This window comes from Alteromonas sp. G4i13, from assembly GCF_054960505.1.
On the sequence record NZ_JBHNYX010000015.1, the window covers coordinates 64,065 to 87,291 of the forward strand.

23 protein-coding genes are annotated in these 23,227 nt (G+C 44.9%); 9 read left to right on the top strand and 14 right to left on the bottom strand.

Annotation, left to right across the window (positions count from 1 at the left end):
* Positions 1 to 57: 57 nt before the first annotated feature.
* Positions 58 to 966, top strand: a complete 909-nt coding sequence (glsB, locus tag ACFI6J_RS09385; protein WP_014979849.1) for a glutaminase B — start codon at positions 58 to 60, stop codon at positions 964 to 966.
* A gap of 40 nt (positions 967 to 1,006) precedes the next feature.
* Here the strand turns inward: glsB and ACFI6J_RS09390 are convergent, their stop codons facing one another.
* From ACFI6J_RS09390 to ACFI6J_RS09445, 12 genes are all read right to left on the bottom strand, one after another.
* On the bottom strand, positions 1,007 to 2,497 hold the full coding sequence (locus ACFI6J_RS09390; RefSeq protein ID WP_416022362.1) for a lipocalin-like domain-containing protein: 1,491 nt from the start codon (positions 2,495 to 2,497) through the stop codon (positions 1,007 to 1,009).
* On the bottom strand, positions 2,494 to 5,433 hold the full coding sequence (locus tag ACFI6J_RS09395; RefSeq protein WP_462586067.1) for an FtsX-like permease family protein: 2,940 nt from the start codon (positions 5,431 to 5,433) through the stop codon (positions 2,494 to 2,496). Before ACFI6J_RS09395 ends, ACFI6J_RS09390 begins: the two co-directional genes overlap by 4 nt.
* 71 nt (positions 5,434 to 5,504) lie before the next feature.
* Complete coding sequence (locus tag ACFI6J_RS09400; protein WP_283617530.1) at positions 5,505 to 6,227, bottom strand: ABC transporter ATP-binding protein; 723 nt, start codon at positions 6,225 to 6,227, stop codon at positions 5,505 to 5,507.
* A 363-nt stretch (positions 6,228 to 6,590) separates the two neighbouring features.
* Complete coding sequence (locus ACFI6J_RS09405; RefSeq protein ID WP_014950200.1) at positions 6,591 to 7,292, bottom strand: VC0807 family protein; 702 nt, start codon at positions 7,290 to 7,292, stop codon at positions 6,591 to 6,593.
* Between the two features lie 46 nt (positions 7,293 to 7,338).
* Positions 7,339 to 7,878 (bottom strand): rhomboid family intramembrane serine protease, encoded by a 540-nt coding sequence (locus ACFI6J_RS09410; RefSeq protein WP_014950199.1) that lies wholly within the window; start codon positions 7,876 to 7,878, stop codon positions 7,339 to 7,341.
* Between the two features lie 19 nt (positions 7,879 to 7,897).
* Positions 7,898 to 9,064 (bottom strand): glutathionylspermidine synthase family protein, encoded by a 1,167-nt coding sequence (locus ACFI6J_RS09415; RefSeq protein ID WP_252118801.1) that lies wholly within the window; start codon positions 9,062 to 9,064, stop codon positions 7,898 to 7,900.
* Positions 9,065 to 9,066: 2 nt separating this feature from the next.
* Entirely contained in the window at positions 9,067 to 9,735 is a 669-nt protein-coding gene (locus ACFI6J_RS09420) for a DUF1190 family protein (RefSeq protein WP_014977050.1), read from the bottom strand.
* Between the two features lie 10 nt (positions 9,736 to 9,745).
* Positions 9,746 to 10,162 carry a DUF350 domain-containing protein gene (locus tag ACFI6J_RS09425; protein WP_014950196.1) on the bottom strand — a complete coding sequence of 139 codons (417 nt, stop codon included), beginning with the start codon at positions 10,160 to 10,162 and terminating at the stop codon, positions 9,746 to 9,748.
* 16 nt (positions 10,163 to 10,178) lie between these two features.
* Positions 10,179 to 10,823: a YjfK family protein gene (locus ACFI6J_RS09430; protein WP_014979843.1), complete on the bottom strand. Its 645-nt coding sequence runs from the start codon at positions 10,821 to 10,823 to the stop codon at positions 10,179 to 10,181.
* 11 nt (positions 10,824 to 10,834) lie between these two features.
* On the bottom strand, positions 10,835 to 11,890 hold the full coding sequence (locus tag ACFI6J_RS09435) for a potassium channel family protein (protein WP_170826512.1): 1,056 nt from the start codon (positions 11,888 to 11,890) through the stop codon (positions 10,835 to 10,837).
* A 148-nt stretch (positions 11,891 to 12,038) separates the two neighbouring features.
* Complete coding sequence (locus ACFI6J_RS09440; protein ID WP_014950193.1) at positions 12,039 to 12,719, bottom strand: PspA/IM30 family protein; 681 nt, start codon at positions 12,717 to 12,719, stop codon at positions 12,039 to 12,041.
* Positions 12,720 to 12,742: 23 nt separating this feature from the next.
* Positions 12,743 to 13,132, bottom strand: coding sequence for a DUF2170 family protein (locus ACFI6J_RS09445; RefSeq protein ID WP_014950192.1), 390 nt, complete (start codon positions 13,130 to 13,132; stop codon positions 12,743 to 12,745).
* Between the two features lie 268 nt (positions 13,133 to 13,400).
* On the opposite strand from ACFI6J_RS09445, the gene ACFI6J_RS09450 reads away from it, so the two are divergent.
* The 6 genes from ACFI6J_RS09450 (at position 13,401) to secF (ending at position 19,654) form a co-directional block, all read left to right on the top strand.
* On the top strand, positions 13,401 to 13,676 hold the full coding sequence (locus ACFI6J_RS09450; protein WP_014950191.1) for a DUF6471 domain-containing protein: 276 nt from the start codon (positions 13,401 to 13,403) through the stop codon (positions 13,674 to 13,676).
* 434 nt (positions 13,677 to 14,110) lie between these two features.
* On the top strand, positions 14,111 to 15,157 hold the full coding sequence (queA, locus tag ACFI6J_RS09455) for a tRNA preQ1(34) S-adenosylmethionine ribosyltransferase-isomerase QueA (protein ID WP_049588006.1): 1,047 nt from the start codon (positions 14,111 to 14,113) through the stop codon (positions 15,155 to 15,157).
* A gap of 173 nt (positions 15,158 to 15,330) precedes the next feature.
* Positions 15,331 to 16,443 carry a tRNA guanosine(34) transglycosylase Tgt gene (gene tgt / locus ACFI6J_RS09460; protein WP_458726497.1) on the top strand — a complete coding sequence of 371 codons (1,113 nt, stop codon included), beginning with the start codon at positions 15,331 to 15,333 and terminating at the stop codon, positions 16,441 to 16,443.
* A 24-nt stretch (positions 16,444 to 16,467) separates the two neighbouring features.
* Positions 16,468 to 16,803 (top strand): preprotein translocase subunit YajC, encoded by a 336-nt coding sequence (gene yajC, locus ACFI6J_RS09465; protein ID WP_014999069.1) that lies wholly within the window; start codon positions 16,468 to 16,470, stop codon positions 16,801 to 16,803.
* A 55-nt stretch (positions 16,804 to 16,858) separates the two neighbouring features.
* Positions 16,859 to 18,703, top strand: a complete 1,845-nt coding sequence (gene secD / locus ACFI6J_RS09470; RefSeq protein ID WP_014950187.1) for a protein translocase subunit SecD — start codon at positions 16,859 to 16,861, stop codon at positions 18,701 to 18,703.
* Positions 18,704 to 18,712: 9 nt separating this feature from the next.
* Complete coding sequence (gene secF / locus ACFI6J_RS09475; protein WP_014977044.1) at positions 18,713 to 19,654, top strand: protein translocase subunit SecF; 942 nt, start codon at positions 18,713 to 18,715, stop codon at positions 19,652 to 19,654.
* Between the two features lie 74 nt (positions 19,655 to 19,728).
* Here the strand turns inward: secF and ACFI6J_RS09480 are convergent, their stop codons facing one another.
* On the bottom strand, positions 19,729 to 20,625 hold the full coding sequence (locus tag ACFI6J_RS09480; protein WP_338851876.1) for a LytR/AlgR family response regulator transcription factor: 897 nt from the start codon (positions 20,623 to 20,625) through the stop codon (positions 19,729 to 19,731).
* A gap of 109 nt (positions 20,626 to 20,734) precedes the next feature.
* Here ACFI6J_RS09480 and ACFI6J_RS09485 point away from each other — a divergent pair, with 109 nt between their 5' ends.
* The gene (locus tag ACFI6J_RS09485) at positions 20,735 to 20,986 is read left to right on the top strand and encodes a hypothetical protein (RefSeq protein ID WP_348670531.1); all 252 of its coding nucleotides are present in this window, start codon (positions 20,735 to 20,737) and stop codon (positions 20,984 to 20,986) included.
* Positions 20,987 to 20,992: 6 nt separating this feature from the next.
* Positions 20,993 to 22,048 carry an acyltransferase family protein gene (locus tag ACFI6J_RS09490; protein WP_348670530.1) on the top strand — a complete coding sequence of 352 codons (1,056 nt, stop codon included), beginning with the start codon at positions 20,993 to 20,995 and terminating at the stop codon, positions 22,046 to 22,048.
* 189 nt (positions 22,049 to 22,237) lie between these two features.
* Here the strand turns inward: ACFI6J_RS09490 and suhB are convergent, their stop codons facing one another.
* Positions 22,238 to 23,014, bottom strand: coding sequence for an inositol-1-monophosphatase (gene suhB / locus ACFI6J_RS09495; RefSeq protein WP_014950183.1), 777 nt, complete (start codon positions 23,012 to 23,014; stop codon positions 22,238 to 22,240).
* Positions 23,015 to 23,227 lie beyond the last annotated feature (213 nt).

The window sequence follows — 23,227 nt, forward strand, 5'->3', positions numbered from 1 at the left end:
ACAAGGCGCTTTATTTTTATCTGTGGTAAACAGGAAAGGGGAACTATGAAAAACGAAATGCTGGCACTACTTCAAGATATCTATGATGAAGTTGAACCCATGTTGGGCATGGGAAAAGTTGCCGACTACATCCCTGCGTTGGCCACGGTTAATCCACGGCAATTTGGCATTTCAATTTGCGATACAAACGGTCAAATAACGTCGATAGGCGATGCGAGCGTTCCTTTTTCTATTCAAAGTATCTCAAAAGTCTTTAATCTTGTTTTAGCTATCAATCACTATGGTGAAACCATGTGGGAGCGAGTTGGATGCGAGCCATCCGGTCTGCCGTTTAATTCTCTTGTACAGTTGGAATATGAAAACGGTGTTCCCCGCAACCCCTTCATTAATGCCGGTGCGCTGGTGGTTAGTGATATGGTGCAATCTCGGTTTGCTTCCCCTTATATTGCCATGCGAGATTTCGTAAGACGCTTAAGCTGTAACGGCGATATCGTGGTAAACAAGGTGGTGGCGGAGTCTGAATACGAGCATCGTTCTCGCAATGCAGCAATGGCATATTTGATGAAAGCCTACGGAAATTTTGAAAACGAAGTGGAAGATGTGCTTCGTAATTATTTTCACAACTGTGCGCTAGAAATGAGTTGTGAGGACTTGGCGCGCTCAACGAGCTTTCTTGCTAACGCAGGTTTTTCTACTTGCGCAAATGAAAAGGTGCTAACGCCTTATCAAACCAAACAAGTGAACGCGCTTCTGGCGACTAGTGGTATGTATGACGAAGCTGGGAGCTTTGCTTTTAAAGTAGGCTTGCCGGGTAAAAGTGGCGTAGGTGGAGGGATAGTGGCTGTTGTACCAGGACGCTTTTCAATATGCGTATTTTCGCCAGCGCTTAATAGCGTGGGTAATTCTCAGCTAGGTGTGGCGGCTTTGACATCGCTAAGTGAACGCATCAATTGGTCTATTTATTAGGGGCTATTACGCTTCGCTGTATATCAAAGGTCAACAGGCCTTAGTAGCCTGTCAATTCCATAAAGCCGCTCCCTGAATGGGAGCCTTTTATATCCACTCGCCCTTCATAATAGGGAAATAAGCTGTTATTCCATTGGCTTTCCTTGAACGGGCGAATGGATAGGTCGATATCTTTTTCTGGTATTTGAATGCGCCAAGCGGTGGGAACAGAGCGAGCTGACTCTCCCTCGTTGATTGTTTCATAGGCCGTTGGCGTAATTGATACGTTGGCTTGGTCGATAGTTTCTTTCGTGCCATTTTCCGCTATATAGCTAGCCGTTGTGAATATTTCGCTGTGTTTGCTTTTGCTATTTTTCATGTTTTCATTCATGGCGTGCATGCGAAACGCCATCAATTTACTTCCATCGTCTAAATGCAGCGAAAACCAATCCCATCCCATGGCTTCACTGTTGGCTAGGTGGCTCGTCCATTCGTGATCAAACCAGCCTTTACCCGCAACTTTTACGCTATTGCCCTCTATGTTTAACGTACCTTCCGCGTTAATGAACGGCTGGCTGTAATAGTAGGAGCGAAGGCGTTCGTCTTGTGTTTTTTTACTGTAGCCGTTATCACCCTGTTTGATGAAAGGCCCAGAGGTGTTTAGGTTAAGCGCTATTTTGACGGCGCTAACGCTTGGCGCGTCATTTAATTCTGATAAGCTGTCTGCAGCGGTAGCGGGGATTTTTTCACGTGTTTTAAGCGGATGAAGCGTGCTGCTTTGCCCGAAAGAGAAAGTTAATACGGACGGGAACATGGCTTTACTTTCTGCACCTGTTTGGACCTCCGCCTGTGCCGCTTTCCAAACCCAATCGTCAATAACTGTCGTAAAGGGTTGTTGATTCACATAGACATTACCTACACCACCGCTTGCAAATCGTTCTTCGAAATAATGCTGTTCAGCGGTGTGCAGCGAAGCATGTCCCATCCACTGCTGGCCATTGGTCCAGTTTCTCGCGATATGGCTATTAGCGTTAGTATGGAGGTTATCTTCAGAGATATGACTAGTACTACTTTCGGCGCTACTTTTGTAATTACTTTTGGCATTACTTTCGGCGCTACCTTCAGCACTCTTTTTAGCATTAGCATTAGCATTAGCATTAGCATTAGCATTAGCATTAGCATTAGCCTTAGTGCTTTGAGGGGCGTCTAGCCCAGTATTGAAACGAAAAAGCGTATATTGAAGGCCGAACTCTTGCCCGTCTTCAGCGCTTAACACAAACGTGAGGTACCACCACTCTAACTGAAAATCGGGATGACTCATGTGATCGCGCGGTAATGCAACAGTATAGCCCCGCTTTACTGGCGTAAAGGCGTCACTCGACTGCATGTTTCCAAAAAAGCCGTTTGGCGTGGAGGTTCCCAGAGTTTCGCTTTCATCTTTTGGGTTTTCAGTACATGCACTCAACGTGAAACAAACAGCTACAAGTACTAAAAAGATGTTGGCTTTAAATCGCAAAAACGTGGTGTTGGCACTACCTAAATGTTTTTTCATAGCTGAACTTCCTGCCTTAAATCAATTTTCGGCTTAAGTTTTCCTAAAGGTAACAACAGCACCAGTGAAACGATAAGCAGTGATAACCCGACGCTAGAGAGAATAACCTGTATATTAAGAGAAAGTGGGTAAACCCAGTTAAACGCATGCCGGTTTACTTGTTGAATAAAGACATTGGCCAAGTACACGCCAAAAGGAATGGCGAGCAAGGCTGAGATAAAACAAAGCAGCAGATATTGCGCAAACAGAGATGCTTTTACTTTAAGCTGACTAACGCCAAGGGCACGCAATACAGATAACTGCGCTGCGCTGCCTATGGTTAGCACCGTCAGCGAAACAGCGAAGGCGACGCCCGCCACCAATAGGGTGGTAATGTTAAGGCCGTCGGTTAATACAAAGGTACGATCAAAGGTCTGCATAGAGGTATCTAACAGCGCTTGTCGGGTATAAAGGGCAATTTCGCGGTGTTCCCCTAACTGTGATTTTAGCTGCTGTTCGAGGATGTCCTTTCCAAAGGTGCTTTGTTTGTTGTCGCCTATCACGTTAGTCTCAATAGGCGGCGCTGGGTAAATAGCCACTACACCGGAAAAAAGTTGATCCCTGATAAGGACATCGTTTCGATTAAATGAGGGAAGAGGCACTAATATTTGCCCGTTCAGGTTACCGTAGTCGGGATAAATACCCAGTACTTTCCATTGAGGCGTCGCTGCAAATACGTTTGAGTTCGACGAACTGCTTTGTGAGCCTTGTGTTGGGTCAGTAGTTTTATCTTGTGGCGAGCTATACGCCTCGTTAGATGTATTAATCGCCGAAGAACTTGAATTCGCAGTTTTACGAATGCGAATATTTTCTACATCTAGCGTGTGTCCTAACTTAGCGTTAAGGGTAAATGCTAATTGCTGATTGATGAATACCCCTTTTCCTTCTGTAAACTCACGCCATACTGTGTTGAGGTCGTTGTTTATTACACCATCGAGGACAAGCGCCTTTTTACCATTTTGGTGAACGGGGTAGCTACTGATAGAAACGTAAGTGGGCGGGCTATTACTGACTTCACGTGTTTCTTTATGTATCTCTTTATGTGTCTCTTCTTGAGCATATGAGCCAATGACAGCTCCCTCTGCCTTAAGTAAAGGAGTTAAAACAAGCGGTGGTAACGATTTGGTAGATAACGTTTCAATACGTCTAAGTGGCGCGTCGGTGTACAGATAGAAAGGCGCGTAAAGCCTTTGGGTTAACCATTGTTCAGTGGCGTCTCTAAAGCTGTCCGTCATGGTATTCATACCAATATTTGCGGTAAGCGCGATAAAGAATGCACAAACGGCAAGACGGGTTTTACTAGACAGTAAATGCATATTAGCAATGACGTAGTGGAACACGGGCCACTGTTTTGGTACAAATCTAGTCAGCAGCCTAGACAAAATGGGTAACCAAAGAAGTACTAGTGCGCAGCTGGTAAGAAGTAACAATGCAACAAAGAAAAGTGCTGAAGCAGTAGAAGATACGAACTTCTCAGCGATAAATAACAGTAGTAGGGCACATAATGAGATAAGACCTACGGCAAATTGGCCTAACGCGTTTTCTTTTTTGGCAGGCGCTACGGTTAGGGCATTTGAAAGCTTAATGATAGAAACTAACGAAAAAACAACCAGCGATATAAAGGTCGTTGTTAATGCGAAGCCGAAGGTGACAAGCAGATTAACGTCTGGGTTAACAAATACGGCGTTAAACAATGACGTAAATGTACCGTTTATCACAGGTGACAACCATGACGCCGCTTGAAAACCGATGAGCATGCCAATTGGAATACTTATTACGCAGTAAACAAGCAACTCGGTGAATAGGGCAACGCTTAAAATTCGCTGAGATATGCCCAGCTGACGTAAACGAATGATATTGGGTAGCCGCGTGCGGTACATCAAGTTTAGCGCGTTAAGTACTATAAAAAGCGCCACAACGCCCATCAGTCCACTCATCGCCCAAAGATTTAGTCTAAAACTATCTGGCAACGAACCGGTGTCATTGTCTGTATTATTAGAGGTTTGCTTTACAGGTATTCCAAGTAGGGTTTCTATTTGGGTTAAATGCTGCTGTGATAGCGGTGAAAGTGCAATAAACCCGGAAAGTGGGACGTAAGCTTTCTGTTGCTTTACTTGTTGCTCTTGCGCGCGTTCAGTATTGTCTGGAACAACAGGCTTAACAGGTTCATCATTCTCAATCGTTACCCCGGCTCTGTAAAACTCATCGATGGAAATCAAAATTGTATCTTGCGGGGCAAAGCTGCTCACATACGCGCTAACCGTTGCAGGCCAATAGGGGCTAAGCGCGGATTTTCTATCGGTATCATTGAGCGTGTCGTGACAGGCTAGTTTTGCGTTCGTTAAGGGGTGAAAAAGCCCATTTACAGCGAAGTCGCCCCCAGAATTTGAGCGTAATACGCGACCCGCTGGCGTCTGCTGGTTTTCCATTTCACTAAATTTCTTCGCATTTTGCGATAAATAGGAAAGTGAAACAGCGCTATCGTTTAGGGCAGGCGCCTCAAAACCTCTCGTTCTAAATGCACTTCCTAGAAGAGGCTGAGTATCAACACCAAGTAATTTGAGAGTTGTTGCTGTGGGCTCGCTGCCATTGCACGATAGGGTGATGTCTCTTTCAGCTATCGCAACAAGCTGGGTAAAACCCTGCTTGCGAAGCGTGGCATAATCGCTTTGTGTAAAGCGAGCTCTACTGTCTGCTGGAGTGATGATACTGCCCAAGGTAAGCCCTTGCTTCGACTGTAATAGGTCACCTTGTGTGGCGCCTTCGTTTATAAGCAAAACGGTAACCAAGCCAGCATTGGCCAGTATAATTGCGGCCATAATGAGCAAAGGCTCCCACGGCCTGTGCCTTGCCATTGCAAGTAAGCTAGAGAGCGCTAACAGTAGAGTGCGTAGCACGTTATCTTCCTACTTGCTGTTTTCGGTGGGTTTTTCACAGGGCGCATATCGCTAACATTTTTCACCCGTAATTAGCTTGCTGCTACTGGTGAAGATAAGGTCTGTTCTTTAGTTTTATATTTCACACTCTCTAATACCCCTTTATGTAGTCGCAAAGCGGCGTCTGCTTTTACTGCGACGTCTTGGCTATGAGTTACCACAACAAGAGAAGTATTGGCCTCTTTACAAGTTTTAAAGAGTAAGTCAGACACGGTTTCGCTAGTGGTTTCGTCTAAATTGCCGGTGGGTTCGTCGGCCAAAATAAGCGAGGGGCGATGTACAAGTGCTCTAGCAATGGCACAGCGCTGCTGTTCACCGCCAGATAACTGACTTAGCGGCTTTTGCGCTAGGGGTAATATCCCAAGCTGCTCCATTAACGCTAATTGGTAGTCGTTATCTACATTACCTTTTAGCCTTGCAGTAAAGGCAATGTTGTCCCACGCATTAAAGCAGTCGAATAGATTGAAGCTTTGAAACACAATACCTAAATGCTGTTTGCGAAAATTATCAATATCCTTCGCTTTAAATGTATTATCGAGTTTGCTATTGCCAGCAATCGACAATCCATTTACCGAAATATCTCCACCGTCGGGCGTCTCAAACCCAGCAATAAGCGACAGCAAGGTAGATTTACCGCAGCCAGAAGCCCCCTGAATACTCACCGATTCACCTGTCTTTACGGTAAGGTTAAGGTTGTTGATGAGCGGAGCCCCTGTCTGTGAAAAAGATTTCTTTAAGTCTTTTATTGTCAGCATAATTCGCAGTTTCGTATTGAACCGTTTTAGTGTGAACATGAAGGAGCGAGAATGCATGCAATATGCAATATGCAATATTCAGCGCTAATGGCGTAATGCTAGAGGCGCAATGCGCGCTTTAAATTAGCGCCAACATGTTCTAATAGAGTGGGTTATTTTTATCATTGAGAGTATACGTAATACTCACGCTTTTTGGTTAAAAGCGGTGTAGGAATTTGATGGGCCAATACCGTTGGGCGGCTCAGGATATTGCTTTGATGGCTTAGGATAGTAGATATGTAACAGCCTTGGTTGTGGGTAATGATCTATGCGGACTGGTGTTAAATACAAAAAGGGGCGTTAAGCCCCTTATCGATTATCTTTTTACTGATTAATAAAGTTATCGAGTTCTTCGCCAGTAATTTTTTTGATTTGAGCAAACAAATACCAGAGCGCTGCAATAAGCAAAATCATGCTCGGGATCACAATAACTGGGTAGCTAAGCGCAGTCATTCGGCCAAGTTCTTCAGTGTATGCCGTAGTGCCCGGCTCACTGACCAATATCATTTTTGCCAAGATATAATTTAGTGCAGAAGAGAGGAAAAACGAACTCGCTACGATGTAAGAGCTAACCGCGACTTTCTTTTTAAACTCGCTCTGTTTTCCTTTCGCATCAAGAACTTGGTTTAGGTGTGGCCAGTTTATGATTTGGTCGTTCAAAATTAGCATTTTGACCAAGGGTTTATTGGAGTATTGGGTTACCAGTACAGCAATACCGATAATGCCTGGGATAGCGGCTTCTTTTATCGCAATATACTCGGCAGGCAGTTTAAGTAAGCTAAACCCGCCGGTAAGTAGTACGCTGATAATGCCTAAAATAGAAAAGCCGTTGACCTTTCCCGACTCTTTTAAATCCCATAGGCCATAACCAATAGGAAAGCTGAGTGCCGCCACAATGCTCCACGCAGGGCCTAGGTAATCTTCCGAACTTGCATAGCTCATTAGCACCACAGGAATAACAATGTTAAACGCGAGGTTGCCGAAAAAGCCTTGGTTTTTTTGTGTAGGTTCTTGTACTGCTGACATATCTAATTACAACGTCTTATCTTGAGGCTAATTATACGTAAACTAATTAGCGTGCCCAGTGCCATGCGGCAAATAAGCCACCAATAAAGCCAAACAGATGATATTCAAAGGAAATAAATTTAGATGTGGGAAGCACACCAACCAGCATTCCTCCGTATAGCGCTGCAACTACTAGTGAAATAAGCAAATACCGCACTTTGTTACTTCTAAACCCTGCTAGCACGAGGAAGCCGAAGTAGCCATATACCATGCCGCTCGCGCCAATATGCGTAGCGCTTCTACCGAACAGCCACACGCCCAAACCACCTATAAGCAGTGCGCTTAGCGTAGCGATAAGAAACGTGCGTTTTCCCCACTGCATAGTAAGCCACATGAACAGCAAAAGAGGCACCAAGTTAGCCATCAAATGCGTGGGTGTACCATGAAGGAAAGGGGCTGTGAATATATATGGCAAGGTTGACAGTGTGCGAGGCACTACACCAAACTGATTAAGTGCATTGCCGGTGAGTAAGTTTGCTACTTCTATGACTATTAACAATGCACCTAGCGTCAGCAGAACGCGAATTTGGAAAGAAAGCGGCTTCATCGAACGCCCCTAAAGTAGATTACAAAATAATATGAGGAAGGTAGCGAGAGAGATCTTGGGTAATAGCAGATGCATCTTCTCTTACTGAAATACCTGCTGGCATGTCATCTACCAACCAACTACCTATGAGTGTATGGTTACCTTCAAAAACGGGTAAAGGTTCAAATGCTTGAACAATATAGCCTTCTTCGCCGTAAGGACCATCGCTAAGCTTATTCTCAATTCCACCTTCAATGATAGAAACATTCGCGCCTTCCCTAGAAAACAGAGGCTTTTTAATCCACTTTCCTGATAGTGTGTTTGTGTTTTTTTCATCTGAAAAATAAGCGGGAAGCAGGTTAGGGTGGCCTTCAAATTTCTTCCAAAGCTGAGGAAGCAAGGCTTTATTGGAAATTATCGATTTCCATGGGGGCTCTATCCAATTAACTTGGGCATCTTCTAACACATCGCCAAACTCTTCGCGCAGCATAAACTCCCAAGGATAAAGCTTGAAGCAGTCGGTAATTGGCGCGTCTTGAAGATCGGTAAAAACGCCCGTGTCCGCCAACCCAATGTCTTCAATAAAAACGAAGTCAGCTAAAAGCCCGGCCTCTGTAGCGCAGTCTTGTAGGTACTGCACTGTTCCGCGGTCTTCTACGGTATCTTTACAACACGCCATGTGCAGTTGATTAATGTTGTAGTGCAATGCTATTTCGCGAAAGCGATGAACTAATTTTTCTTGCAAGCTATTGAACTGATCAGCGTGCAGGGCTAGTTTGCCGGCATCCACATTTTGTGAAAGCCACAGCCATTGCCAGAACCCAGATTCATACAAGCTGGTGGGCGTATCTGCATTGTTTTCTAGCAGCTTAGCTGGCCCTTTGCCACTGTAGACAAGGTCAAGGCGTGAATACAAACTGGGGGCTCTTTCCTGCCAGCTGTTTCTTACTAAGTCCCAATGTTGCTCTGGGATCCGAAAACGAGTAAGTAATTCCTCACTATTAACCACATCTTCGGTCACTGCCAAGCACATTTGATGTAGCTCGGCTGTGGGGTCTTCAATGTCGTTTTCAATTTGCGCTAGCGTGAATTGGTAGTAGGCACTTTCATCCCAATACGGCTCGCCATACATGGTGTGGAAATGAAAACCAAACTCGTTAGCCAACTGCTGCCAGCCTTTGCGAGGCTGGCAAGGCATTCTAAACATAGTTATCCGCCCCAGCCGCCTTTACGGCTGCTGCTACCCCAAGACGATTTTGCACGAACGCTGCTACCAAACCCGCCTCGTTTCATTGTACGGTTCACGGTAGGCTTAGGCTTATAAACGTCTTTGTTTACGCGATATTTTCTTTTGCGAATGTCGCCGTCGAATACATAGCCGTCTGCCGTTATCCAGCGTGAACGAAACGGTGAATTATATGAATAGGAAGTATATAAGGGCTGTGAGTAATAGCGATTTGGCGATAGTAGAGAGCTCACCATGTAGCCTGCCATGAACGGCATGAAAAAGCTGCCGCTACTATTATTCACATATTGGCACTGGTTAGGGCCAAATTCATGTTCGCAGTCGTACTCAGAGCTAAAGCGCGGACTGGTGCGCATGGCCTCGTCGACAGCTGTCTGGTAGGCAGCTTCACAACGCTCTACTGCATCAGGAAAATCCTGTTTACAGTCTTCTAGTGAGGTGTAAATGGTGGCGTCTTCTTTTTCGCCGCCACAACCACTTAAAATAACGCTGGCCACACCCAATGCTAAAGGCTTCACGCTAAAACCTTTGCGCATGCGACCAAGGTCAATATGTTTGGTGCGTTTTAATGCGGGCTTTTCACCTTGCACGCTATCAACAACATCAAGCTGAGTGTTTCGTTTATCAGTCATCGCTGCCCCCTTAATAGGTCATGCAAGCGGCATTGAGTAAGCCTACGGCAATAGACATGCTGGCAAGCATAACACCCGCAGAAACTTCGTTATTGTTTATGCGCTCAGCGATTTTCGGCATAAAGCTAAAACGCAAAATGGCAAACGCTAGGGATTGTGCAATCACAGCAACAAGCGCCCAAATAGCAAAATCTACTACAGCAACCGAGTTTGAAGCTGCGCTGCCAAGGGCGATAGCAAAACCGATTATAGCACCACCAAAACCGATGGCAGCGGCAACGTTTTTCTCTTCTTTTACCAGCTTCCATTCATCGTGAGGTGTGACCAATGCGTACACCAATTTGAAGATAAACAAAAAAACAATCGACAAGCCGAAGTAAAGCGCAAAGTTATCAAGGCCAGCCAAAGATTGCATGATCGTATCCATAGTTATTCCCTTTTTATTAACCGTTTATAGTGATATCTGCAGGTTCAACATCAAACCCCGTTGAAATCACCAAACATCTATCTAAATTATTACCTACTTGCTTTTCTTCACCCACAACAAGCAGGGTTTCAACTCTATCGTTACTGATTGGGCGTTCATACAGCATCATAAACTGATCAGTGGTACTCACATCACCATCTTCTTCATAGGTAGTTTCAGTGACGGCAACAGGCGGTGACTCATCGCCCACTGCCCCCCACACGCGGGTATAGACCTTACCGTCAAGCTCATAGGTGGGCTGGCTGATAACGTTTTTCAAGCATTCGTTCCACTGAGCAGTATTACCAATGGTTTTCGTTTCATAAAAGTGCCACAGCTTAACATCGGTAATGTGATTCTCAGACAAGCCGCCGTCGGTGACCACCTGTAAAAATCCATCGTCGTCGGTGTAAAAGCGAAGCAGAGTGCCACCTGTATCTAAGGGCGCTTCACCTACCGCTTGAATTAATTGAGAACGGGCTGCGCCTTCAATAGTGAGCTCCGGTTCTAATAGCGAAAGTTTCAAGTTATCTAACTCGAAAGAGCCACCTAAATAAAGCCCCATTATTTCTGGCGACTTAGGTTTTTTAGGTTCTGATTTTTTAAATAGTTTACTAAACATGTTTACGCCTCTTAATCAGCGTCTAGAGAAGACCAGTTAATTGCATTAATGCGGCGCTCAGCAATATAAAACAAGGTGTCTCCCGGGTTTAACGTAACGTCCAACGGTGGGTTTACCACCATTTCTTTCACAAGACCATTTGGCGCATAACCAATAAAGATGGCATCGTGTTTACGTTTCAAGTTAATAAATAACTTAGCAACAGAAATGGCGTGGCTACTTTCTGGTATTTTTACTGAAAATTGCGCTTGGCCCTCTTCAATACTCAGCAAGTCGTGATGAAGCATACTAGAACCAGGATCAAAAGCGGCTTTAACTAACATTTCTATTGCCACGCTGGGTGTACACTCCACTTTAGGACAGTGATCCTGAAGTAAGCTGACTAGGCTATCATCATCAAAATAGGCCACCTGATGTGCATCAGGATTACGCTTAGTACAATACAGCGCGGTAGTCATGGTGACATCGTCTTGTGGGTTATCGATAAGAATAGTTCGGGCGGTGGACACGCAGGCGCGATCCATATCTTCGTCTTTGTTAAACGAATCTACCTTCACGAACTCAATCACGCCAGGCATGGGGTTAGTGATATCGGCCTTCACACACAGCACAATATCAGGGCGCTCTGGCATGGCATCGCGTTCTTGAAGTATTAAATCAAGCAGTAGCATAGTACGCTGCTCATTCCACCCAATTACTAAGATATGTTCATCTAGCATCAAGCTATTCATACCCAACAATCCTTTCTTCCACGTTAATGAAACCCAAGCTGCAATCCGGCCAATTACCATGGCGAAGATACTCAAACCAAGCGGTATGACGTAAAGCGCTACAACCAGTTTTCCCGCTGGCGTGACGGGAGATAAATCACCATAGCCCACTGTAGAGGCGGTGACCGCCAGCCAGTAAATAAAGTCGGCGTTGGTAATTAAATCGTGCTCGTCTGCAGCGTAAAGTAGCCAATAGCTTGTTACTGCGTAAAAGGCGGTGGCACCGACAATAGTGTACCAGCGTGATTCTGCAAAATATTGCAGCATGATTTTTCGCAGTTTTATCCATGGAGACATAAAAGAAACAGCCCTTGTTATGCGTGCCCTTACTCTGCCTTGAAGTACTTGATTTGTCTAGGTTAGCGCTTTACTTAACGGTAATTTACGCAGGAAATTATTGTAACAAGAATTAAAAATGGGAGCGCGTAGCTCCCATTTTTCTAACTTACTTGCCTAGAATTCGCGCTAGCTCGTCATCGGCCGAGGTTTTACCACCTTTAATGCCCGCTTCGGCTAGACGTTTTTCTAGATCGCTGCTCGATTCATTATTTGCTAACTCTTCTGCAGCTTGTAGTTCAGCATTGCGCATCTTTTGCTTATCTTGAATACGTGACAGTGACTCTGTCGCCGTTTTCATTTTGCTATTCGCACCCATGTGGCGTGAAGAAACCGCTACTTGCGCCTTCTGAACGCTTTCAGTGGCTTTTACCATATCCACTTGCTGCTCTAAGCGACGTAAATTCGCTTTCGCCTGTTGGATATTTTGTGCCAGCTGCTTTTCTGACTGCTGGAACTGATCAAGATATGTTTGTTCTTGGTCTCGTTCTTCTTTAAGTTCAGACACCTTTTGCGCACAGTCTAGCGCGAGTTGGCGGTCGCTATCGATGGCTTTGCGCGCGTGAGCTTCGTATTCCGCAATTGACGAATTGAAGCTATCCACTTTTTGCTGAGAAAGTTTACACTTTGCCAAGATTTGGGTACGTGCATGGTCTGACTTACGCAATTCTTCTTTGGCTTCTCTAATTTCTTGTTCCAGAATTCGAATAGCCTGACTGTCTACGACAGATTGAGCAGCTTCGGTTGCACCACCTTTTACTGCAGTTACTAATTTTTTCCACACTGACATTCGCTTCTCCTTAGAAGTAAATTTTAGTTAAGGTGTGTTTCGTAGGCATCTAAGAAAGATGCAACATTCTGAAACAGGGTTTCCACTTCAATAACGATACTTTCGGCTTTTGACTGGGCACTTAGCGCACCAAAGGCAGTGTAGTACTCTTCACCACCAATGTTTGAAATGCCTACCGTGGTCAAAGGGAACACCATATGAGTAGACAATATTTCATGATCTAGCGCTGGCTTATCTTTTACTTCCGACGCTGCAAACAAAAGACTCTCTACTAAGATCTGCTCTCCGCTGATAGCAAGCCAGGCATCTATGCCGTCTTGATTAGCAATAAGTAAGCAGTTTTCCTCACGTGTTACCACAAAGTCATCATGCTCTTTAAATAAGGCTTCGATGCTTTCCAGTTCCCAGCTCATACCTTTCTCCTTTAATTATTGAAGCGATAGTTGTGAAAATGAATGTCGTGTAAGTGGTGTGTTATACAACTGCACTTTATTAAAAACAGATACTTTGCTGTATTAACCACCGAAGTTACTGTAACGACTATTTTCATCTTCGCCAATATCTAGACTTGCAGTGTAGACCTGTTGTGCCATAATCGTCAACATTAAATGCATGCTATAAGTGTAAAAAAGTGTGTTTTTGTAAAATATATATCACATTTGTGTGGTTTTGGGAGGCTGTGTGAACACTGGAAATACGCAAGGTGCTAAAAATGCGTGGCGGCAAACGGTAGCAAGAGTCGTGAAATCTGAGATGTCTGTGCGCGGCGTAAAATATCAAGCGTTAAGCCAAAGGCTGGAAGAGATTGGCGTGGAGCAAAGCGCAGATAACCTTAGAAATAAAGTAAATAAAGGTATTATGGGCGCCGATTTACTTCTGCAGATTTTGTACGTGTTGAAGGCGCGTCCATTAGATGCGGCGCTTTTAGAGGAAATCTTAACTGATCTTCAGCAATAAACAGCGTAAAATACCGCCGTTTATAAGATATCGATATTCAACTAACCTGTCGCGCAGAGGAATCGAAGCTTCGCAATAACGTTGCGATGAGTGAAGGTAGGCAGGGAAAATAAGCAGATAAAAAAATACCCAGCAAGTGCTGGGTACGAATGATAAGGAATGTTTATGGGAGAACATCATCACTATCTGCAGGTATCTTAACCGTTTAAGGAGTTAAGTGCTATTTAATAAATTGAATTGTACGTATATTGTTCAATATAAAGTTATTTTATAATATACGTTAACTTTTAATTTGTTGATAATTAACATTTTATGTTTTTATTTTGACTTTGGCTTAATCTGTAGATCTATTTTTATTAGCCTTTAGTTGCAACTTAAATAGCACTTAATATTCTACTTTTGTCTAACTTTTATGCCGTAATTTAGTCGTATTTATGAAACTATCAGATTTTAGCTTCGAGCTACCCGAAAAACTTATCGCCAAATACCCAACTCAGCAACGTACAGCGAGTCGCTTGTTACATTTAGATGGGAAGACTGGCAATGTAGCGCACACGATGTTCGCTGACATGCTGAAATTTGTAGAGCCGGGTGACCTCTTGGTGTTCAACAATACGCGAGTTATTCCTGCACGTTTACTGGGCAAAAAGGAAACGGGTGGTCAGGTTGAGGTGCTGATCGAGCGCATCACATCAGACAATACAGCGTTAGCGCATGTTCGCGCGAGCAAGGCGCCTAAGCCTGGATCTAAGCTGATTCTTGAAGAAAAAGTGAATGTTACGGTGACAGGGCGAGACGATGCGCTATTTATTTTACAGTTTGACCACGATGAGACCGTATTAACGCTGCTGGAAGCCCATGGCCACATGCCGCTACCTCCTTACATCGACCGTCCCGATGAAAGTTCAGACAAAGAGCGCTATCAAACCGTTTACAATCAAAAGCCGGGCGCGGTTGCGGCGCCTACTGCAGGGCTACACTTTGACGATGCAATACTGGCTGCGTTAAAAGAAAAAGGCGTGAATTTGGCCTTTGTAACGTTGCACGTTGGCGCGGGTACATTCCAGCCTGTGCGCGTTGATAATATTCAAGAGCACAAAATGCACGCAGAGTTCGCCGAAGTACCACAAGACGTTGTTGACGCTGTTCTAACCACAAAGGCCAACGGTAAACGTGTTATTGCAGTGGGTACCACGTCAGTACGCTCCTTGGAGTCAGCGGCAAAGGCAAGTGCAGAGCGCGGTGACGAGGAAGTTATTGCGCCATTTAACGAAGATACTGAGATTTTTATCTACCCTGGTTTTGAGTTTAAAGTGGTAGACGCAATGTTCACCAATTTTCACCTTCCAGAGTCCACGCTAATGATGTTAATTAGCGCGTTTGCTGGCAAAGAGAATGTCATGAAGGCGTATCAAGAAGCGATAGAGAAAGAATATCGATTCTTTAGCTACGGTGATTCTATGTTTATTGAACGCGCCTAAGCACAATTGCCCAAGGACATTAGGCGTTTAAATCGGTGTTTTGCAGGCCTTTCTAGCTTAGTTACAGATAAACATAGATACGGGGCATGATCTCAGCCGAATTACTGGTATAATCGCCGCCAATTTATTTTTATACCCAGCGCAAAAGCGCACCAAAGTGGGAATGCTTTCACATGCAATTTGAGTTGTTAAAAACCAAAGGCCGAGCACGACGCGGTCGTTTGGTGTTTGAACGCGGTGTTGTTGAAACCCCGGCGTTCATGCCCGTAGGTACATACGGTACTGTTAAGGGAATGACCCCTGAAGAATTAAAAGACAGCGGTGCACACATCTGTCTTGGAAACACGTTTCACCTGATGCTTCGTCCTGGTACAGGCATTATTCGCCAGCATGGCGACCTACATGACTTCATGAATTGGGACAAGCCAATCCTTACGGATTCGGGTGGCTTCCAAGTGTTTAGCTTGGGTGATTTGCGTAAAATTACCGAAGAAGGTGTAACATTCCGCTCTCCGATAAACGGCGAAAAGATCTTACTTACGCCTGAAAAATCGATGGAAGTTCAGCGCGATTTGGGCTCTGACATCGTGATGATTTTTGATGAGTGCACGCCGTACCCCGCTACTGAACAAGAAGCGCGCGTTTCAATGGAAATGTCGCTACGTTGGGCCAAACGTAGTAAAGAAGCCCATGGCGATAACCCAGCGGCACTGTTTGGTATCATTCAAGGCGGTATGTACGAAGGTCTGCGCGACGTTTCACTTGCTGGCCTTGAAGCTATTGGCTTTGACGGTTACGCCATTGGTGGTCTTTCAGTAGGTGAGCCGAAAGAAGATATGATCCGCATTATCGATCATACCGCGCCTAAAATTCCGGAAGATAAACCTCGCTATTTAATGGGCGTGGGTAAACCTGAAGATTTGGTAGAGTCTGTGCGTCGCGGTATCGATATGTTTGACTGTGTAATGCCCACGCGTAACGCCCGAAACGGTCACCTGTTTGTGACTGAAGGCGTAGTGAAGATTCGCAATGCGAAACACAGAAACGACACCTCGCCATTAGATGAGAATTGTGATTGCTACACTTGTAAAAACTATTCTCGCTCTTATCTACATCATTTGGACAAGTGTAACGAAATCTTGGGTGCGCGCTTAAACACCATCCATAACCTTCGCTACTATCAGCGCGTGATGCAGGGTCTTCGCGATGCGATTGACGCAGGTACGCTTGATGAGTTTGTACAAGAATTTTATGAACAAAAAGGGTTGCCGGTTCCGGCACTATAACAACGATAATATTTGGGGAATTTTATGAGCCTATTTATCTCTAACGCTTACGCACAGTCTGCTGGTGCGCCGCAAGGTGGCGGCATGGAAATGATCATCATGCTAGCTGTATTTGGTTTAATCTTTTACTTCTTGCTTTACCGTCCACAGGCTAAGCGTGTAAAAGAGCATAAAAACCTAGTTTCGTCACTTAGCAAAGGCGATGAAGTGTTAACACAAGGTGGTTTGGTAGGAAAAATCACTAAAGTGTCAGAAGAAAAAGACTTCATTGAAGTTGCACTTAACGATTCAAACAACATCGTTGTTCAGAAGTCTTCAGTAACTGCTGTGCTGCCTAAAGGCACGATGAAGTCACTGTAAGTAACAAAAGCCGGGGCCGGGACGCTTCCCGGTACTGGCACGAAAGGATTATCCAGTGCTAAACAAAAACTCTATTTGGAAAGTACTGAGTGCACTCATTGTGGTTGCAATGTGTGCACTTTATGCGCTTCCTAACATTTACGGTGAAGATCACGCCGTACAAATCTCAGCAGGCCGTGACGCTGTGGTAACTGACGCCACTGTGGAACAAGTAAAAGCCGCGCTAAGTGAAAAGAATATCTCTCCAAAACGTGTTGAATTTGAGAACGAACAAATATTAGTTCGCGTTTCGGATTCTGACACCCAGCTTGTAACGCGCGAAACGCTTGAAAAGGCGCTTGGTGATGACTACTACGTGGCTATGAACCTTGCCCCTGACACGCCAGAATGGCTTGAAGGCCTAGGTGGCGCGCCAATGAAGCTAGGTCTTGACCTTCGCGGTGGTGTTCACTTCTTGATGGAAGTGGATATGACCGAAGTGATTGCTAAGTCGCTAGAAGACGCAGAGGGTGGTTTCCGTACTTCGCTGCGTGAAGAGGGCATTCGTTATCGCGGTGTAAAACAGGTTGACGATCATATCGACATTACGTTCCGTGATGAAGATGCGCTAGACAAGGCAGAGTTCTTTTTGCGCAACCAAAGTCGCGACCTAACCTTTAACCAGGTGGACGACTTAACACTTCGCGCTATTTTTGCTGAAAGCAAGCTTCAGGAAATTCGCGACAACGCGGTTAAGCAAAACATTACCATTATTCGTAATCGTGTAAACCAACTTGGTGTGGCTGAGCCGCTTGTACAAAAGCAAGGTGCTGATCGCATCGTTGTGCAGCTTCCAGGTATTCAAGACACCGCCCGTGCGAAAGAGATTCTTAATGCCACAGCAACACTAGAATTTCGCATGGTAGATCAGAAGAACGATATCCGTGATGCATTGAACGGCCGCGTTCCTCCTGGCTCTCAAGTGATTGAAGATCAGCAAGGCATTCCTCAGCTACTTGAAAAGCGTATTATGCTTACCGGTAGCCATATTATTGATGCGAATAGCGGTGTTGATGAGTACGGACTTCCGAACGTAAACATCTCGCTTGATTCTGAAGGCGGTAATAAGATGTCTCGCTCAACCCGTGGCAATATTGGTAAACCAATGGCTACGGTGTTTATCGAATACAAGTCGACTGGCGAACGTAACAAAGACGGCAAGCTAGTGTTTGAAAAACACGAGCAAGTGATCTCGGTTGCGACTATTCGTGCGCAGCTGGGTAGCAAGTTCCAAATCACAGGTCTTGATTCACCGAAAGAAGCCCGTGACTTAGCGTTGCTACTTCGCGCAGGTGCACTGATTGCGCCAATTCAAATTGTTGAAGAGCGTACGGTTGGACCAAGCTTGGGTAAAGAAAACATTGAGCTGGGCATGCAGGCTATTATGTATGGTCTGGCAGCGGTACTTGTTTTCATGTTGATTTACTACAAAGCGTTTGGTGTGGTAGCTAACATCGCTCTGATTACAAACCTAGTTATGATTGTAGGCATTATGTCGATGATCCCTGGTGCAACGCTTACGCTACCGGGTATGGCAGGTATTGTACTGACCGTTGGTATGGCGGTAGATGCAAACGTTCTTATCTTTGAGCGTATACGAGAAGAGATACGTGACGGCCGCAGCCCACAGCATGCCATTCATCAGGGTTACGACAGTGCTTTTTCTACCATTCTAGATGCTAACATTACCACCTTCATTGCAGGCTTAATCCTGTTTGCCGTGGGCACAGGCCCAATTAAAGGCTTCTCGATTACACTGATGATTGGTATAGCAACCTCGATGTTTACCGCAATCCTAGTTACGCGCGTTATTGTTAACGCAGTATGGGGCGGTCGACGCGTAGAGAAATTGGCGATTTAAGGAAGTAACATGCAATTATTAAAACTATCCGATACCGTCAATTTTATGCGCCTTCGCATTCCTGCGATGGTGTTATCAACGGTACTCATTTTAGGTTCGTTCGTGTCGCTAGGCGTTAATAGCCTTAACTGGGGGCTAGACTTCACTGGCGGTACGCTAATTGAAGTTGGCTATGAGGACGCTGCTAACTTAGAAGGCATTCGCGCCCAGCTAAACGAAGCGAATTTTGAAGATGCCATAGTACAAAACTTTGGCAGCAGCCAAGATGTACTTATCCGCATTGCTCCTCGTGATGGCGTTAAAGCCGTGACTATTGGTGAACAGGTACTAGCTGCCTTGCGCGCTGACGGTACTGAGGTTGATATGCGTCGTATCGAGTTCGTAGGTCCTAACGTAGGTGAAGAGCTTACCGAACAGGGCGGCCTTGCGATGCTAGTCGCACTCTTGTGTATCCTAGTTTATGTCGCGATGCGATTTGAATGGCGATTCGCTCTAGGGTCAGTGTCGGCACTAGCTCACGACGTTATACTTACGCTGGGTTTGTTTTCAGTACTTCAAATCGAGTTTGACCTTACGGTACTTGCAGCGGTACTAGCGGTAATTGGTTATTCACTTAACGATACCATCGTTGTGTGTGACCGTATTCGTGAGAACTTCCGCAAAATTCGTAAAGGTGAGCCTGTTGAGATTATCAACATCTCGCTAACGCAAACCCTAAACCGTACTATCATCACATCATTAACCACGGTGTTGGTATTGGTTGCACTATTCTACAAGGGTGGGGCGCTTATTCACGGATTTGCAACCGCCTTGTTATTCGGTGTAGTGGTTGGTACTTACTCATCGGTGTATATCGCAAGTTCAGTGGCACTTGCATTGGGTATTAGTAAAGAAGACCTAATGCCACCACAAGTGGAAAAGGAAGGCGCAGATTTAGATCCTATGCCTTAGTTTTACACGCTTGAAACGTACAAAAACCGCATCTACGATGCGGTTTTTTTACGCTTTATCAAAAGTGGAATTTACTATTGATTGGGGGCTAATGCTTGTTTCAGATCATCTTTATATCGCCTGGAAAGCGCTACTGATTGACCGTTATTGAGCATTATTGTTCCATCCCCTGTTTCTTCATAACTTATAGACACAATGGCAGGTATTCGCACTGCGTGCGACCGGTGCACTCGCATAAAGCCTTGATGTGCTCCTTCTTCACAAAACCGGCCAAGGGTATAACGCAAGGGGTAAACGCCCACGTGAGTATGAAGGTTAATGTAGTTTCCTGAGGCTTCTACTCGCTGTATGTCGGTGACTTGAACCAAAAACTCCTTATTGAGCTTTTTCACCAATAAATAGTCAGGTAAGGTGCTGGCCACGTTGTCATTCGTTATCTGTGATGTGTCGCGTGTAATAGGTGATGCTTCACCAATTAAGCGTTGATAGCCAAACCGTGCAATATAGTAAAAAGTAATCAGAGTAATATAGCCCCATACATCCTTTCGATATTCGTAGATGAACTCATTGAGCCATATCCCAAAGTCATAATTGCGTTCAGAGAATAAATAGACGAGCTTTCGAAATGCTACCATTAATGATACATGGGCTACCGAAAATAAACTGGCGAAGGCAAAATGCCACCCAAGCCATGTCGCCCCCACTTTTACCTTCTGATCGAGTGTACGTATAGCGATAATTAATGGGATGACGAGCAAAGCGGTGCTCAAAGCACTCGAGTATTCCCAAACGTACGGCTCCCAAAGTGCTACGCTGTTATTGTCACTTCGAGAAAATTCAGTCCAACTAGACGCAGCATTGATTGAATTGTTTATAAACAAATAGGCTGTAAGCAAAACAAATGCAGCGTATTTATGTTTTGATTCAGAATCCCTAAGAAACTGACTCCATTTTTCATCCCAGTTATTCACCGTTTAACCCTTTTTCCCTTAATTCTCGTCACTTAGGCGTTTGCTGTTGGAGGTCTATCACATTAGATGCAACACATTAGTTAAGCACTATTGAATAGGAGTGAGGACATTGACGCAAGCATATGTTGATCAGGAAGCAAGGTTTGTTAATACAACTTCAAAGGGGGAGGCGAGAGAGACGGCCGTGGTCGAGAGTCCTGTCACTCAGCGTTATTTCGAGTTGGATGCGCTGCGTGTCATCGCATTTGGTGTACTCATTTTTTATCACATCGGAATGTATTACGTTTTAGAGTGGGGCTGGCATATAAAAAGCGACGTGCAATTTCCACTACTACAAGACGTGATGATATTGACCAACTAATGGCGTATGTCTTTATTATTTTTGATCTCTGCCATGGTATTTACCGTCGTGCTGCGCCGCGCTTATGACCAAGCGACTTCTCGCTGGCGTGTATCACTTTCACTACTGGGGAAGAGGGCGTTGCGGATATTAATTCCTCTTGTTTTCGGTATGTTTGTTATCGTCGCGCCACAAGTTTATGTAGAGTGGACAGTCAGCGGAGCACTAGCCATGCCGTTTAGCGAGTTCTACGTTGCTTACATTAATCCAAATACTGACTTGTTTATCGACAAACAATCGGTAATTGGCTTACTGACGTGGAATCACCTTTGGTTTTTACCTTACCTTTTTGTGTATAGCGCTTTCATATTGCTGTTTTTCCCGCTTATCAGATTTGTGGAAGTAAGGGCGTTGAGAGTACTCGATAGTTTGGCGCTGTTTAGCGTGTTAGTGGTTACGATCATGACTGCCATATGGCTGGAGCTACGAGTAGCTTATCCCACGTCTCACGACTTGCTTAATGATTGGTATAGTCATGCAAAGTACTTTTTTGTGATGCTGGTAGGTATTGTGGTCGCGCTTAGACCCGCATTGTATGCTGCAATTATGAGGTCCCGTTACGTAAGCTTAACCATTGCGATAGTACTTTACAGCGTCATAATTTTAGATCGGCACGACTTGCTAGGCCCTACAGGGCAGTTGATGGAGTCGTCGCCAGGGTTTCGTGTTTTGGTTGGTGTAATCGTTGTACTTAATCACTGGGCATGGTTGGCAGCAATATTGGGGTTCGGTCGAAAATATTTGTCTAACCCGAGTAAGGTGGTGAGCTATTTGAACAAAGGCGTGTTGCCTTACTATATGGTGCATCAAACGATAATTGTGGTGGCGGCGTTCTTTTTGAGCTCCCGTGTATCGTCGACACTCGGAGAATTTATTTTAATAACGCTAATAACCGTTGTGGGGTGCGCACTGACATACGAAGTCGCCAAGCGCTTTTTAATACTTAGGTTTTTATTTGGCCTAAAGTTAAACACCAGTCCGCATAGCTCATTAGCCACTCAGCGAGAGGTAAAGTGTGCGTAATCGCGGTGTGTTACCGCAGGTATAACGAAACCAATAAGTGAGAAAAAGAAAAAGGCGCTATGTCACGTCATTCGTGTCATAGCGCCTTTACTGTTTAACTGTGCTTGGTTTATCGGCTCAGTTTATGTGCTTACGAGCGATTTATTTAAGCTGCTTCTTACTTAAGGTGCTTCTTACTTAAGATGCTTCTTATTTAAGGTGCTTAACTAGGCCTTGAACAACCTTCACGCTACCAGCAACAATTTCGCCTTTGTGAAGCGGGTCGTTTCCGCCTTTAAAGTCTGTTACCAATCCGCCAGCTTCACGAACAATAAGCTCACCTGCTGCGATATCCCAAGATTTAATGCCGCGCTCCCAGTAACCGTCGTGGCGGCCAGCTGCAACGTAAGCAAGGTCTAGCGCTGCACTACCTGCGCGGCGAATGTCGCCGACTTCGTGGAAAATTTTGTTAAGGCTTAGTGCATACTCGCCAAATTGAGACTTGTTCTTAAACGGCAAGCCAGTAGCAATAATGGTTTCAGAAAGGTCACGAGGCTTAGAAGCACGAATACGATAACCGTTAAGCTGCGCGCCTTGACCACGGCTCGCGGTGAATAGTTCGCTGCGAATTGGGTCGAAAACAACAGCTTGATCTAAGCGACCTTTGTGAAGAAGTGCAATTGAAACGGCAAAGTGAGGAATGCCTTTTACAAAGTTAGTGGTGCCATCTAGTGGATCGATGATCCACTGATAATCAGTTTCTGTGCCCAAAACTTCACCCGATTCTTCACCTAGGAAGCAATGGTTCGGGTAAGACTGCTGAATTTTGGCAATAATTGCTTGTTCTGCTTCTTTATCAACTTGAGTAACGAAGTCGTTTAAGCCTTTTGACTCTGTTGCTACCTCATTATGTTTTTCAAAACCACGAACAATAACTGTTCCAGCCGCACGCGCAGCGCGCACCGCAATATTCAGCATAGGATGCATAGATAAACCACCAATTGTAAAAGACCAATGAAACAAACTAACTGTACAAAAAATAGCTAGTTGTTTTCGAAAACGGGCGGAGTCTACCAGAATCTATGCGCGATGCAAATGAATTCCCAGCACAATTGCGTGAATAGCCATCTATACTGCCGCTGTGTTAAACTTCACCCTATTAAGGTCTGTAAGATAGTACGCCAAAAGCGCGTATTATCG